At 67.2% G+C, this 13,906-nt stretch carries 9 protein-coding genes, 2 tRNA genes and 2 rRNA genes (1 of these 13 running past the window's edge); 5 read left to right on the forward strand and 8 right to left on the reverse strand.

Annotation, left to right across the window (positions count from 1 at the left end):
• The 4 genes from HBB12_RS26475 to HBB12_RS26490 all read right to left on the reverse strand — a co-directional run.
• A 23S ribosomal RNA gene (locus tag HBB12_RS26475) occupies nt 1-1,069 on the reverse strand (it extends 1,734 nt beyond the left edge of the window).
• A 270-nt stretch (nt 1,070-1,339) separates the two neighbouring features.
• A tRNA-Ala gene (locus HBB12_RS26480) sits at nt 1,340-1,415 on the reverse strand.
• Between the two features lie 120 nt (nt 1,416-1,535).
• Nucleotides 1,536-1,612: transfer RNA gene (locus HBB12_RS26485), tRNA-Ile, on the reverse strand.
• Nucleotides 1,613-1,763: 151 nt separating this feature from the next.
• Nucleotides 1,764-3,247 (reverse strand): 16S ribosomal RNA (locus tag HBB12_RS26490).
• The 16S and 23S rRNA genes sit together here with 2 tRNA genes alongside, the layout of an rRNA operon.
• Nucleotides 3,248-3,780: 533 nt before the next feature.
• Between HBB12_RS26490 and HBB12_RS26495 the strand changes: the two genes are divergently transcribed.
• Nucleotides 3,781-5,181, forward strand: coding sequence for an FAD/NAD(P)-binding protein (locus HBB12_RS26495; RefSeq protein WP_236992088.1), 1,401 nt, complete (start codon nt 3,781-3,783; stop codon nt 5,179-5,181).
• Between the two features lie 244 nt (nt 5,182-5,425).
• Here the strand turns inward: HBB12_RS26495 and HBB12_RS26500 are convergent, their stop codons facing one another.
• On the reverse strand, nt 5,426-6,037 hold the full coding sequence (locus HBB12_RS26500; protein WP_236992089.1) for a 2-dehydro-3-deoxy-6-phosphogalactonate aldolase: 612 nt from the start codon (nt 6,035-6,037) through the stop codon (nt 5,426-5,428).
• Complete coding sequence (locus HBB12_RS26505) at nt 6,028-6,906, reverse strand: 2-dehydro-3-deoxygalactonokinase (RefSeq protein WP_236992090.1); 879 nt, start codon at nt 6,904-6,906, stop codon at nt 6,028-6,030. Before HBB12_RS26505 ends, HBB12_RS26500 begins: the two co-directional genes overlap by 10 nt.
• Before the next feature lie 144 nt (nt 6,907-7,050).
• On the opposite strand from HBB12_RS26505, the gene hmgA reads away from it, so the two are divergent.
• The 3 genes from hmgA to HBB12_RS26520 are packed head-to-tail and all read left to right on the forward strand — an operon-like array spanning nt 7,051 to nt 10,051.
• A complete protein-coding gene (gene hmgA, locus HBB12_RS26510; RefSeq protein WP_236992091.1) occupies nt 7,051-8,412 on the forward strand; it encodes a homogentisate 1,2-dioxygenase in 1,362 nt (453 codons plus the stop codon).
• Nucleotides 8,412-9,737: a fumarylacetoacetase gene (fahA, locus tag HBB12_RS26515; RefSeq protein ID WP_236992092.1), complete on the forward strand. Its 1,326-nt coding sequence runs from the start codon at nt 8,412-8,414 to the stop codon at nt 9,735-9,737. Before hmgA ends, fahA begins: the two co-directional genes overlap by 1 nt.
• On the forward strand, nt 9,734-10,051 hold the full coding sequence (locus HBB12_RS26520; protein WP_236992093.1) for a Rieske (2Fe-2S) protein: 318 nt from the start codon (nt 9,734-9,736) through the stop codon (nt 10,049-10,051). The genes fahA and HBB12_RS26520 overlap by 4 nt, the downstream gene beginning before the upstream one ends.
• Before the next feature lie 7 nt (nt 10,052-10,058).
• Here the strand turns inward: HBB12_RS26520 and HBB12_RS26525 are convergent, their stop codons facing one another.
• Both HBB12_RS26525 and HBB12_RS26530 read right to left on the reverse strand, forming a co-directional pair.
• Nucleotides 10,059-10,541, reverse strand: coding sequence for a hypothetical protein (locus HBB12_RS26525; protein WP_236992094.1), 483 nt, complete (start codon nt 10,539-10,541; stop codon nt 10,059-10,061).
• A 210-nt stretch (nt 10,542-10,751) separates the two neighbouring features.
• Nucleotides 10,752-11,669 (reverse strand): 2-dehydropantoate 2-reductase, encoded by a 918-nt coding sequence (locus HBB12_RS26530; RefSeq protein ID WP_236992095.1) that lies wholly within the window; start codon nt 11,667-11,669, stop codon nt 10,752-10,754.
• A gap of 178 nt (nt 11,670-11,847) precedes the next feature.
• Between HBB12_RS26530 and zwf the strand changes: the two genes are divergently transcribed.
• Nucleotides 11,848-13,368 (forward strand): glucose-6-phosphate dehydrogenase, encoded by a 1,521-nt coding sequence (gene zwf / locus HBB12_RS26535; RefSeq protein ID WP_236992096.1) that lies wholly within the window; start codon nt 11,848-11,850, stop codon nt 13,366-13,368.
• Nucleotides 13,369-13,906: the final 538 nt, after the last annotated feature.

Below are 13,906 nucleotides of genomic sequence, written 5' to 3' on the forward strand. Positions count from 1 at the left end.
TTCCCACTTAGCCACGAATTGGGGGCCTTAGCTGTCGGTCAGGGTTGTTGCCCTCTTCACGACGGACGTTAGCACCCGCCGTGTGTCTCCCGAACAGTACTCGTGCGTATTCGGAGTTTGGTTGAGTGCGGTACCGCTGTGGGCGGCCCTAGCCCATCCAGTGCTCTACCCCGCACGGTATTCATTCGAGGCGCTACCTAAATAGCTTTCGCGGAGAACCAGCTATGTCCAGGTTTGATTGGCCTTTCACCCCTAACCACACGTCATCCAAGACCTTTTCAACGGGCACTGGTTCGGACCTCCAGTGCGTGTTACCGCACCTTCATCCTGCGCATGGCTAGATCACCTGGTTTCGGGTCTAGAGCCACGAACTGAACGCCCTGTTCAGACTCGCTTTCGCTGCGCCTTCGCCTACCGGCTTAAGCTCGCTCGTAACTCTAAGTCGCTGACCCATTATACAAAAGGTACGCAGTCACCCAGAACGAATCTTGGGCTCCCACTGTTTGTAAGCATCCGGTTTCAGGAACTGTTTCACTCCCCTCGTCGGGGTGCTTTTCACCTTTCCCTCACGGTACTGGTTCGCTATCGGTCGCTGAGGAGTACTTAGGCTTGGAGGGTGGTCCCCCCATCTTCAGACAGGATTTCACGTGTCCCGCCTTACTCGTGTCCTGGCATTGGCTTGTCCCGTACGGGGCTGTCACCCATCACGCCGGCCATTCCAGGCCGTTCCGGTAAGCGTCATGCCAGGCGCTGGCCTGGTCCGCGTTCGCTCGCCACTACTGACGGAGTCTCGTTGATGTCCTTTCCTCCGGGTACTGAGATGTTTCAGTTCCCCGGGTTCGCTTCAAACCCCTATGAATTCAGGATTTGATACCTTCTCGAACCATCGTAGCGCAGACCCAGGATCGCTCCTGAGCCTACGATACGGTGGCTGAAGGTGGGTTTCCCCATTCGGAGATCCTCGGATCAAAGCTCGTTCGCAGCTCCCCAAGGCTTATCGCAGCGTACCACGTCCTTCATCGCCTCTCAGCGCCAAGGCATCCACCAGATGCTCTTAAGGCACTTGATCGCTCTCATGATCGGTGTCCGGCGTGACCGACAGCCTGTTGGGGCCATCGCTCACACCATCCACGGTCACGATAAAGACCGGCAGCAGGCCTTTTCAGACCCGCTGCCTTATGCTTGCCGAACGCACCCGAGCCGGCCGCTTTCGCAACGGCCCGGGCACATTCCCTCTTCACGATGTCAGATATCCGCAGCCACCCGCGATTGCGTCGATGGTTGCGAAGCTCTTTGATCCGGACGACCCTCGACCTCACTGCCGATTGGCAGGGGAGGGTGGTGGAGCTGGACGGGATCGAACCGACGACCTCATGCTTGCAAAGCACGCGCTCTCCCAACTGAGCTACAGCCCCGTGGGTGCTGCTCGTCAGGTCGAGGCGAAGCCTCGCAAGGCCAACTGGCCGCCGCGCCGCGTGGCGCGGGAAGCCTAAGGCGACGGATGTCGCCGCCGGCGTTTGAGGCCCCAAGAACAATGGTGGGCCTGGGACGACTCGAACGTCCGACCTCACCCTTATCAGGGGTGCGCTCTAACCACCTGAGCTACAGGCCCGTCGCTGGTTCCACCAGCGTGTCCGGATGATGAGAAAGAGAAACGAAGACGGCGCGTCCCGCCAAATGGGTCCTGACTGGACCCTTGATCCAACGACGCCGTACGAGGAGAGGACCGGTCACCCGATCGTCCTGACAAACAGCATCCTTAGAAAGGAGGTGATCCAGCCGCAGGTTCCCCTACGGCTACCTTGTTACGACTTCACCCCAGTCGCTGACCCTACCGTGGTCGCCTGCCCCCTTGCGGTTGGCGCAGCGCCGTCGGGTAAGACCAACTCCCATGGTGTGACGGGCGGTGTGTACAAGGCCCGGGAACGTATTCACCGTGGCGTGCTGATCCACGATTACTAGCGATTCCGCCTTCATGCACCCGAGTTGCAGAGTGCAATCCGAACTGAGACGGCTTTTGGGGATTCGCTCCAGGTCGCCCCTTCGCTGCCCATTGTCACCGCCATTGTAGCACGTGTGTAGCCCATCCCGTAAGGGCCATGAGGACTTGACGTCATCCACACCTTCCTCGCGGCTTATCACCGGCAGTCTCCCCAGAGTGCCCAACCGAATGATGGCAACTAGGGACGTGGGTTGCGCTCGTTGCGGGACTTAACCCAACATCTCACGACACGAGCTGACGACAGCCATGCAGCACCTGTGTGCACGCCTCCGAAGAGGACAACGGATCTCTCCGCCTAACATGCCATGTCAAGGGATGGTAAGGTTCTGCGCGTTGCGTCGAATTAAACCACATGCTCCACCGCTTGTGCGGGCCCCCGTCAATTCCTTTGAGTTTTAATCTTGCGACCGTACTCCCCAGGCGGAATGCTTAATGCGTTAGCGGCGCCACTGACCTGCATGCAGACCAACGGCTAGCATTCATCGTTTACAGCGTGGACTACCAGGGTATCTAATCCTGTTTGCTCCCCACGCTTTCGCGCCTCAGCGTCAGAACCGGACCAGACAGCCGCCTTCGCCACTGGTGTTCTTGCGAATATCTACGAATTTCACCTCTACACTCGCAGTTCCGCTGTCCTCTTCCGGTCTCAAGCCAACCAGTATCGAAGGCCATTCCGTGGTTGAGCCACGGGCTTTCACCCTCGACTAAATCAGCCGCCTACGCGCCCTTTACGCCCAGTGATTCCGAGCAACGCTAGCCCCCTTCGTATTACCGCGGCTGCTGGCACGAAGTTAGCCGGGGCTTATTCCTCCGGTACCGTCATTATCGTCCCGGAGAAAAGAGCTTTACAACCCTAAGGCCGTCATCACTCACGCGGCATGGCTGGATCAGGGTTGCCCCCATTGTCCAATATTCCCCACTGCTGCCTCCCGTAGGAGTCTGGGCCGTGTCTCAGTCCCAGTGTGGCTGATCATCCTCTCAGACCAGCTACTGATCGTCGCCTTGGTGAGCCGTAACCTCACCAACTAGCTAATCAGACGCGGGCCGATCCTTCGGCAGTCAAGCCTTTCCCCATAAGGGCGTATCCGGTATTAGCTCAAGTTTCCCTGAGTTATTCCGAACCGAAGGGCACGTTCCCACGCGTTACTCACCCGTCTGCCGCTGACCCCGAAGGGCCCGCTCGACTTGCATGTGTTAAGCCTGCCGCCAGCGTTCGCTCTGAGCCAGGATCAAACTCTCAAGTTGAAGAGCTGATCAAAGCTGATCACAATAGTAACGGAGGCTCACGACCGACCGGCGTTTCCACCAATCGTGTGAGCACCGAAACGTCAGATCAGCATCATCCTACTCACGATCCCACCCGAAGGCAGGATCCGCAGGGACGACGCCGTCCACGCTTCTCTTTCTCGTATGTACTTGTCAAAGAGCGGGTCGGGCCGGGAGCCAGACCTTGTACCCTGGAGAACAGAAAGCCGAGCCTGGTTTCCCTGGCCCTTGCTTCACCGTCTCTGGGGAAGTCCTTCGCGGCGGCCAGTTCGTCGGCGCCCCGTCGGTGAGCGGCTGTCTAAGGGTAGCCGGCTCGCCTGTCAACACGGCTGCGATCCAAGGATCGTGACCCATAAGGTGGGGAAGGGCAGGGGTACCGCGTAGCCCCCGCGGCCAGCCCGTCCCCGAGATGGATTTGCACGCCCTGCGTTCAAGTGTCCGCCGTCATCGGGCCGAGACCGGTCGGCCGGCGTCCCCTACATTGAGCAGGCGATGCAGGAGACCGACGGCGGATGCGTACGACCCTTCCACCCATCGCGGTGATCGGCGCCGGATTCAGCGGTACCATGGCGGCTCTCCACCTGAGCCGGTTGATGCCGGAGCGTCCGGTTCTGCTATGCGAGAAGTCGAGCGCGTTTGCGCGCGGCCTCGCCTACGCGACAGGGTGCAGCGATCACCTGCTGAACGTCCGCGCCACCAACATGAGCGCATTCCCGGACCAGCCGGACCATTTTTCGCGGTGGCTTGAAGGCTGCCCCCTCGACGGAGCCGCGTGGACCCATTCAACGCCGGCCGGGCTGTTCGCGGCCCGCGGACTCTATGGCCGTTACCTCACCGACCTGCTGCTCACAGCCTTGTCCAAGCCTGGGCCGGGGCCCCTCCTGATGCTCGAGAACGACGAGGTCGTCGATCTTGCGCCGGCGGAGACCGGCTTCGATCTAACCCTTGCGGCCGGACGTCGGCGGCGCGTGGCCGGCGCAGTTCTGGCCTGCGGCAACCTGCGGGCCCCGCGCGGTCCTCGCAGCCGCTACGTGGTCGATCCCTGGGACGACACTCCGCTCGACGATCTACGGCCCGACCTGCCGTTGCTCATCATCGGGACCGGGCTGACCATGGTCGATGCCGTCGCGGCTCTGCGCCAGCGCCGCTTCCCTGGGCCGATCCTTGCCGTGTCACGCCACGGCTTGTTGCCGCAGGTCCATGCCGCGACTGCCTCATGGCCCGCGCCTGCGATCCCAGCCGCAGCGCGGCAGTCGCTCCTCGGGCTGCTGCGGTTCTTGCGCGAGGAGACGCGCCGTGCTGCGTCGGCCGGGATCGATTGGCGCGGAGTGATCGACTCTCTGCGAGGCGACAGCGTCGGCTTGTGGCGCGGCCTGCCGCTCTCCGAGCAGCGCCGCTTCCTGCGCCACCTGCGTGCCTTCTGGGACGTGCATCGCCACCGGATGGCACCGCCTGCAGCCAAGATCGTCGGTCGCGAGTTCGCGGAGGGCGGGCTGACGCTGATGCGCGCACGGGTGGTCGCGATCGACGACCAAGCCGGCCATGCTCGGGTCACGGTGCGCGAGCGCGGCGTTGCCGCTCCGCAGGTCGTCGACGTGCAGCGGATCATCGATGCGTCCGGCGTCGGACGCGTCGTGGATACCGACGACTTGCTCCTGCGCCGCCTGCTGAGCCGAGGGCTGGTCCGGCCTGACGCCCTTGGCCTCGGTCTCGCGGTGGCGGATGATCTCGCGGTGCTCGGCCAGCACGGCGAAGCGGGTCGACCGCTTTGGACCCTCGGTCCTCTGCTGCGCGGTACGCTGTGGGAATGCACGGCAGTGCCCGACATCCGCGGGCAGGCGGCCGAGCTCGCCCGGACGGTGGCGAAGCGACTACAGAGTGCAGCGACCGGAGTGGGCCGGGAGACGGCCTGAGCTCGAGGGCACGATACTGGCGCCAGATGCCGCGCAATCGCAATCACCTGCTCGCGCACTCGCTCGCAAACGTGTACTTGCACAGGCACTTGCCCGCATCGAGCGGACACCTCCTGTCATTCCATAACGTCGCTTATGCGAATTGTGTGGTTCGGCGAGGGCACTGGCGGGCCGGAAAGGATCGATCCGACCTCCCCCGGAACGGATCGCGGGCCGATCCCGGGGCCGGCCCTCGTGCGGCGCCTCAGAGTGCGGCGATCAGGGTCTTGGCCTTCGCGGCGACCCGATCGGGCGTGTCGCCGGGCTTGTAGAGCGAGGAGCCGCAGCCGTAGCCGCTGGCGCCGGCCTCGCGCCAGGCCGGCAGGCTGCGGGCATCGACGCCGCCGACGGGCAACAGCGGCGTGCCCTTCGGCAGCACCGCCCGCAGGGCCTTCAGCATCGGCGGACCGCCGGCCTCGGCCGGAAACAGCTTGAGGGCGTCGGCCCCGGCATCGAGCAGGCCGAAGGCCTCGGCCGGGGTCAGGAAGCCCGGCATCGCCACCATGCCGCGGGCCTTGGCGGCGCGCACCAGGGCCGGATCGGCGTGCGGCGTCACCAGCAGGCGACCGCCGACGGCCGCCACCGCCTCGACCTCGGCCTCGCGGCGGAAGGTGCCGGCGCCGACGAGCGCCCGGTCGCCGAGGCGCGCCGCCAGACGGCGCACGCTCTCGACCGGCTCGGGCGAGTTCAGCGGCACTTCGAGGATCACGACGCCCTCGGCCACCAACGCCTCGCCGATCGCCTCGACCTCGTCGGGCGTCACGCCGCGCAGGATCGCCACCAGGGGGCAGCGCGAGAGCCAGCCCGTCACATCCATGCGATTCTCTCCCCGATCAGCGCCAGTCCGCGGGCGGCGGCATCCGGATCGCCCGTGACAGCCTCGCCACCCTCGAGGGCGATCGCCCGGCCGTAGAGCGCCATCAACGGGCCTGAGCCCACGAGGTGTACGAGGGCCGGCTTCGTCATGGCGGCCGCCACCTCGTGCCCGATCAGCAGGCCCGACAGGTAGCTCGCCGCATCCTCCGGTGCGAGCCGGCCGAGCAGCCCGAGGGTGCGGGTGCCGAACAGGTGGTGGAGCAGCCCGCCCTCGTCCGCTGCGCGGGCGACGCCCGCCTCGAAGGCCGGCCCCACCTGCGCCGGCCCGGTCATCATCCGGCCGAGGATCGTGTGACCGCTGAGCGCCGCGAAGGCCTCGCCGGTCATGTGGGTGGTGAAGCCGGCGATGCGGCTCCTTGCGACCCGCACCCACTTGGCATGGCTACCGGGCAGGCAAAGCAACGCGTCCTCGCCCCGCCCGGCAAGCGCCCCGAAGACCTGGACTTCCTCGCCGCGCATCACCTCGGGCGTGCCCGCGGCATCCTCGGCGCTCAGGCCCGGGACCAGCCGCACGGTGGCGCCCGCGAACGGCACCGGCACGACGGCGCCGGCCAGCTCGTCGAGCCCCGCCGGACAGGCGAGATACGGCGCCTCCTGCCAGCCTTGGCGGCTGCCGACCATGCCGGAGAGCAGCACCCGGGTCTCGCCCTCGGCCAGCCAGTCGCCGACCATCTCCGTCAGCGCTGCCGGAAAGCCGCCTTCGGGCACCCGCAGGATGCCGCCCGCGCTCTCGCGCCGCGCCAGAACGGCACCGTCCGGCGCGAGCCGGTAGGCGCGGGCGCTGCTCGTTCCCCAATCCACCGCGATCATGCCCGGTGCTGTGCCCCAGGGACGGCGCGAGCGCAACCATCCCGCCGCGCTGCCCCTTGCGCTTGACGCCGCTCCGGGCCGCTCCTATCCAGGGAAAAAGGTTGCAACTGAAACCAATCGACAGGGCAGGAAAGGGTCGCCGTCATGAACAGCCAGGCGCCGTCCGGGCTTCGTCCCGCCGCCACCGGCTCCGGTCTCAGCCCCGGCTACATGTCGGGCTTCGGCAACGGCTTCGAGAGCGAGGCCCTGCCCGGCGCCCTGCCGGTCGGACGCAACTCGCCCCAACAATGCCCCTACGGCCTCTATGCCGAGCAGATCTCCGGCTCGCCGTTCACCGCGCCGCGCACCACCAACGAGCGTTCCTGGCTCTACCGCATCCGCCCGACCGTGATGCATTGGGGGGCGTTCCGGAAGGTCGATGCCGGTCTCTGGCGCACCGCCCCGGCCCAGGAGATCGAGTTGCCGCCGGCGCCTTTGCGCTGGGATCCGGTTCCGATCCCGGCCGAGCCGCTCTCCTTCGTCGAGGGCATCCGCACCATGACGACGGCCGGCGATGCGGGCAGCCAAGCCGGCATGGGCGCGCATGTGTATGTCGCGACCCGCTCGATGCGGGACGAGTACTTCTACAACGCCGACGGCGAGACGCTGGTGGTGCCGCAGGAGGGCGGTCTGCGCTTCCGCACCGAGTTCGGGGTGATCGACGTCGAGCCCGGCGAGATCGTGGTGATCCCGCGCGGCGTGAAATTCATGGTCGAGCTGCTGGGCGGCCCGGTCCGGGGCTATGTCTGCGAGAATTACGGCGGCGCCTTCACGTTGCCGGAGCGCGGTCCAATCGGTGCCAATTGCCTGGCCAACCAGCGCGACTTCCTCACGCCGGTGGCGTCTTACGAGGACCGCGACGCCCCCGGCACGATGCTGGTGAAGTGGGGCGGGACCCTGTGGGCGGCGGACATCGCCCATTCGCCCCTCGACGTGGTGGCCTGGCATGGCAACTATGCGCCCTACAAGTACGACCTGCGAAAATTCTCGCCGGTCGGACCGATCCTGTTCGATCACGCCGATCCGTCGATCTTCACGGTACTGACCTCACCCTCCGAGACGCCCGGCACCGCCAATATCGACTTCGTGATCTTCTCCGACCGCTGGCTGGTGGCGGAGAACACCTTCCGGCCGCCCTGGTACCACCTCAACGTGATGAGCGAGTTCATGGGGCTGGTCTACGGGGTCTACGACGCCAAGACCGGCGGCGGCTTCCGGCCGGGCGGCGCGTCGCTGCACAACACGCTGCTGCCGCACGGGCCGGATGTCGACGCGTTCGAGAAGGCCTCGACCACCGAGCTCAAGCCGCACAAGCTGGAGGGCACGCTGGCCTTCATGTTCGAGACGCGGTTTCCCCAGAAGGTCAGCCGCTTCGCCGCCGAGACCCCGGCCTTGCAACAGGATTACGGGACTTACGGGCGCGAGCTCGTGAAGCATTTCGACCCGACCCGGCCGCAGGTGCGGTGATGACCATGATCGATCACACCCACGACCCCGCCGCCCGCTCCTCGGTGCCCGGAGCCGACGGGCATCCCGACTTTCCGATTCAGAACCTGCCGCTCGGGATCTTCTCGCGGGAGGACGGCGCCTCGACCGAGGGTGGCTCCCGGCGAGCCGGCGTCGCGATCGGCGACCAGATCCTCGATCTCGCGGCGGTCCTGGCCGCCGGCCTCCTCACCGGCGAGGCGGTTCGGGCGGTGGTTGCGGCGGAATCCGGCGACCTCGCCGGGATGCTGGCCCTCGGCGCCGGCCCGCGCCGGGCCCTGCGCCACCAGCTCTTCGCGCTCCTGCAGGCGGATGGGCCCGACCGCGATCGGGTGCCGCCGCTCCTGCACCCGGCCGCCGCCTGCACGCTGCACCTGCCGGCGCGGATCGGCGACTACACCGACTTCTTCGTCGGCATCCACCACGCCACCAACACGGGCAAGCAGTTCCGGCCCGACCAGCCGTTACTGCCGAACTACAAGCACGTGCCGGTCGGCTATCACGGCCGCGCCTCCTCGATCCGGCCCTCCGGCGTCCCGGTGCGCCGGCCGCACGGCCAGGCGAAGCCCCCGCATCTCGACGCGCCGGTCTTCGGCCCGTCGCGCCGGCTCGATTACGAGCTGGAGCTCGGGGTGTGGATCGGGTCCGGCAACGACCTCGGGACACCGGTGCCGATCGGCGAGGCCGCCGGGCAGGTGGCGGGCTTCTGCCTGCTCAACGACTGGTCGGCCCGGGACATCCAGGGCTGGGAGTACCAGCCCCTCGGGCCGTTCCTCGGCAAGAGCTTCGCCACCACGATCTCGCCCTGGATCGTCACGCCGGAGGCGCTGGCGCCGTTCCGCATCGCCCAGGCCGCGCGGCCCGAGGGCGATCCCGCCCCCCTGCCCTACCTCCTCGACGCGGCCGACCAGGACAGCGGCGCCCTCGACCTCGACCTGGAGATCTGGCTCTCCACCGCGGCCGCCCGCGAGGCCGGCGCAAGTCCGCACCGGGTCGCGCGGTCCAACGCCCGCCACATGTACTGGACGGTGGCGCAGATGATCGCCCATCACACCAGCGGCGGCTGCAACCTGCGCCCGGGCGACCTTCTCGGCACCGGCACCCTGTCGGGCCCGGATCCGGATTCCTGCGGCAGCCTGCTCGAGACCACGCAGGGCGGCAAGACGCCGATCCGCCTCGCGCCCGGCGAGGAGCGCCGTTTCCTGGAGGATGGCGACGAGGTGATCCTGACGGCGCGAGGAATCCGCGAGGGCTTCGCGCCGATCGGCTTCGGTGCCTGCCGGGCTTTGGTGCTGCCCGCGTCGTGAACTGGGTCCCGGTCGCCGATCTCGCCGAGTTCGAGGCAAGCCCGGTGCTCGCCCGCGAGGCCGGCGGCGTCGCCCTCGCGCTCTACCGCATCGACGGCGCGGTCTACGCCACGCAAGGGCTCTGCACCCATGCCGGAATCAGCCTCGCCGGGGGCGAGATCGTCGAGGGCTACATCGAGTGCCCGGCCCATTACGGCCTGTTCGAGATCGCCACCGGCCGGGCGCAGGGCGGGCCGGTCTGTCGCGACCTCGCGACCTATCCGGTCCGGGTCGAGGATGGCCGGGTCTTCGTCGCGGTCGGGCCGGAGGAGTGATCCCGGCTCAGCGGGCCTCCGCGAAATGCGTTCCATCCCAGGTCAGGGTCGTCCGGCAGGGGGCGGACTCCGCCTTGCCGCAGGCGCTGCCGTGCCGGCTCAGCAGGATGGCAGGCCTGCCGTTCACCGTCCCGAAGCGCAGGTCGCGGACGGTTCCGCTGAAGGCCTGGACGTAGCCGCTCCGTCCCTTCGAGACGTAGACCTCCATCCGGCATCCCGCTTCATGGCAGTAGCGGCTGGCCTCCGCGCCGCACTTGTAGCTGCCGTAATCGAGGATGTAATCCATCACGCCGTCGCGGTTCACGTCCTTGCGCGAGATGAATTGCGTCACGAACGCCGCCTTCTTCAGCATGCAGTCGCGGATATCGCCGTCGATCGCGGCCCGAAGCTGACGCGGCAGCTCCTGGGCCCGGACATCCCGATGCGATGACAGAACAGCCGAGACCAGCGCCGTCGCCATGACGGCGCGGCGAGAGAGGATGGCGCGCAACGACGATCTCCGGCAAGCATCGGCGGAACAGGGCCAGAATCTTGATTCCGGCTCGTCTCACGCAAATCGCGGAAGGCGAAGCGTTCGATGATTCGCCCCGATGCCGTGATCTGGCCGCAGCGCGACGCCCCCGTCAACACCATGACGCAGGGTAAAACCGTCGGATGGCGGGCGGACGGCCGCCGCGCCGGTCCGCCCTCGGCCGGGCGTCTACCGGTCCCCTGCCAGCCCCTGCCCGCTCGCCGCCCCGGCGAGCGCCAGGATCGCCCGGTTGAGCGGCACGGCGATCCCGTGGCGCTCGGCCGCCGCGACGACGGCGCCGGTCAGATGGGCGTGTTCCAGCGGGCGTCCGGCGAGGCGGTCGTAGAGCATCGAGCTGCCGCCGTCGCCGCTGATGCGCCCATAGCTGTCGAGGATGCGGGTCGCGTCCTCGTCGGTGAGCCGGGCGCCCTCGGCATTGGCGACCCGGATCACCTCGTCCATCAGGCCACGGGCGAGGTCCCGGATCGCCGGATCGTTGAAGACCACGATGCGCCGCAAGGTGAGCGCCGTGATCGGATTGACCACCGCGTTGCTCAGGAGCTTGCGCCAGGCGACGGTGACGAAATCCGCTTCCTGCGTGATCTCGAACGGCGTGCCGGAAAACAGCTCCGCGAAGGCGGCACCGTCGGGGCCGGCCGGCACGGTCATCTTGGTGCTGCCGTGGTGGGTGATGCGGCCCGGCGCCGTGCGCTCGACCGAGCAGTAGATGATCGCCGGCAGCACCGTGACCCCCGGCGGCAGGTGGGGACGGGCCCGCTCCGCCTGGCCGACGCCGTTCTGCACCACCACCACCCGGGTCCGGGGCCCGACGAGGGTGCGGAACCACGGCTCCGCACTCGCGGTGTCCTGGGCCTTGGTGGTCACCAGCACCCAGTCGGCGGCACCGACCTCCGCCGGATCGGCGACGATGCGGACCGGGACCTCGCGCTCGCCCGAGGCGTCGGTGACGACGAGGCGGTCGAACGGCGTGCGCACGCACAGGGTCACGTCGCGCCCTGCCCGCTCCAGCGCTCCCGCCAGGTAGCCGCCGATCCCGCCGCTCCCGATCACCGCGACGCTGCCCGCCTGCCTGGTCCCGTCCGCCATCGTTCCACTCGCTCTCAACGATCGTTGCGCCCGGACCTTAGAGCGGCCCCCTCGCCCCGGAAAGGCGGGGTCGCCGCGGGTGGGGCCTGCATCCGCCGCGTTCTTACCCAGGGTCACACCTTGTCCGCTGCGCTGCGGGATCTAGCTTCACCGCCGTCGCACAGGCCAGGAGATCCCCATGACGTCGCACGTCCCGGTGGAAGGGCATGCCGCTTCCGGCAACAAGCCGGCCCCGCCCTGCACGATCGTGATCTTCGGCGCCGGCGGCGACCTGACCAAGCGCCTTCTGATGCCGGCGCTCTACAACCTCGCCGGCAGCCGCCTCCTCGACGACGCGACCGCGATCTGGGGCGTGGACCACACCGACGGATCGGACGAGAACTGGCGAACGAACCTTTCCGACACGATGGAGTCCTTCACCAAGGACGACACGGCGGAGTTCCACGCCAAGCACATCGACCCGAAGGCCTGGGGTTTCGTGCGCGACCGGCTGCACTACTTCAAGGGCGACTTCCTCGACCCGACAACATATCAGGCGATTGCCAAGAAGATTCCCGGCAACGCGGTGTTCTACCTCGCGGTGGCGGCGCGGTTCTTCGCGCCGATCGTCGAGCATCTGGGCCAGGCGGGGCTCCTGAAGCAGTCCGACCACGCCTTTCGCCGGGTGGTGATCGAGAAGCCGTTCGGCAGCGACCTCGCCTCGGCGCAGGAGCTGAACAAGCGGCTGCTTACCGTCGCCGACGAATCGCAGCTCTACCGGATCGACCATTTCCTCGGAAAGGAGACGGTGCAGAGCATCATGGCGATCCGCTTCGCCAACGGGATGTTCGAGCCGATCTGGCGCCGCGATTTCGTCGACCACGTCCAGATCACCGCCGCCGAGACGATCGGCGTCGAGGAGCGCGGCGCCTTCTACGAGCCGACCGGGGCTTTGCGAGACATGGTGCCCAACCACCTGTTCCAGCTCCTGTGCATGACCGCGATGGAGCCGCCGGTCTCCTTCGACGCGGAAGCCGTGCGCACCGAGAAGGCGAAGCTCGTCCAGGCGGTGCGCCCGGTTCCGCCGGAGGATGCGGTGCGCGGCCAGTACCGCGCCGGCACCGAGCAGGGCCACGCCGTGCCGTCCTACCGGGACGAGCCGCATGTGGCTGGCGACAGCCGAACCGAGACCTACGCGGCCTTGAAGCTCACCATCGACAACTGGCGCTGGGGCGGGGTGCCGTTCTATCTCCGCACCGGCAAGCGGATGACCGGGCGGCGCACCGAGATCGCGGTGCATTTCAAGCCGGCGCCCTACCGGCTCTTCCGCGATACTCCGGTCGACCAGATCGCCCCCAACATCCTGCGGATCATGGTCGATCCGGTCCAGGGCATGACCACCGAGTTCAACGCCAAGGTGCCGGGGCCGTCGATGCGGCTCGGCGCCGTGCGCTCGACCTTCCGCGAGGGCGACTTCTTCCCCCAGGAGCCGAATGTCGGCTACGAGACCCTGATTTACGATTGCCTCTGCGGCGATGCCACCTTGTTCCAGCGCGCCGACAACATCGAGGCATCGTGGGCCGCCGTCGATCCGCTGGTGAAGGCGTGGGGGGCGGGCGGCGAGCCGGAGCCCTACGAATCCGGCAGCGCCGGCCCGAAGGCGGCCGACGAGCTGCTCGCCCGCGACGGCCGGCGCTGGCTGCCCCTGGACGGCGACTAAGCAGATTTCGCAAAAATGGCAGCCGGTTTTGCAGGATGAATCTGCGACAAAACAAGGAATCCGAGCGGGCGAAGCGTTGGTCTGCCAACGCGAGTCTGCTGAGAGCAGCACCCGATCGCGCCTCCACACGGTACACGACAGGGGCCTGAAGTCTGCCGGCCATGGTGCTCTTCCACCCTCATCCTCATCCTGAGGTGTCGGCGATCGAAGATCGACTGACCTCGAAGGAGGGCTCCAGGGATCGCGGAGGCTTCTGGAGCCCTCCTTCGAGGCTCCTTACGGTCGAATGCGATCTCCGATCGCCGGCGCCTCAGGATGAGGTCGCGGGTGGGAGAGGTGATCGCCGCGGGTTTCATGCCACTGTCGTGCATCGTGGCGCTGCCATCGGACGCTGCTCCAATTTTTGATTTTGCCGCATTTTCTGCGAAGAACCAGTATCCACTTCGTCGGAAAATGCGGTAGAGTAGAGCCCGATCACGCTGCCATCGGACGCTGCGTTAGTCTTTTATTTCGCCGCATTGTCTGCGGCGAACCGGTA

This window comes from Methylobacterium sp. SyP6R (genome assembly GCF_019216885.1).
Classification (GTDB): Bacteria; Pseudomonadota; Alphaproteobacteria; order Rhizobiales; family Beijerinckiaceae; genus Methylobacterium.

What these genes read in the sequence shown, in the direction of transcription:
- HBB12_RS26495 (WP_236992088.1), top strand. Translation starts at nt 3,781, where the DNA reads ATGCGTACGACCCTTCCACCCATCGCGGTGATCGGCGCCGGATTCAGC.
- HBB12_RS26500 (WP_236992089.1), bottom strand. Translation starts at nt 6,037, where the DNA reads ATGGATGTGACGGGCTGGCTCTCGCGCTGCCCCCTGGTGGCGATCCTG.
- HBB12_RS26505 (WP_236992090.1), bottom strand. Translation starts at nt 6,906, where the DNA reads ATGATCGCGGTGGATTGGGGAACGAGCAGCGCCCGCGCCTACCGGCTC.
- hmgA (WP_236992091.1), top strand. Translation starts at nt 7,051, where the DNA reads ATGAACAGCCAGGCGCCGTCCGGGCTTCGTCCCGCCGCCACCGGCTCC.
- fahA (WP_236992092.1), top strand. Translation starts at nt 8,412, where the DNA reads ATGACCATGATCGATCACACCCACGACCCCGCCGCCCGCTCCTCGGTG.
- HBB12_RS26530 (WP_236992095.1), bottom strand. Translation starts at nt 11,669, where the DNA reads ATGGCGGACGGGACCAGGCAGGCGGGCAGCGTCGCGGTGATCGGGAGC.
- zwf (WP_236992096.1), top strand. Translation starts at nt 11,848, where the DNA reads ATGACGTCGCACGTCCCGGTGGAAGGGCATGCCGCTTCCGGCAACAAG.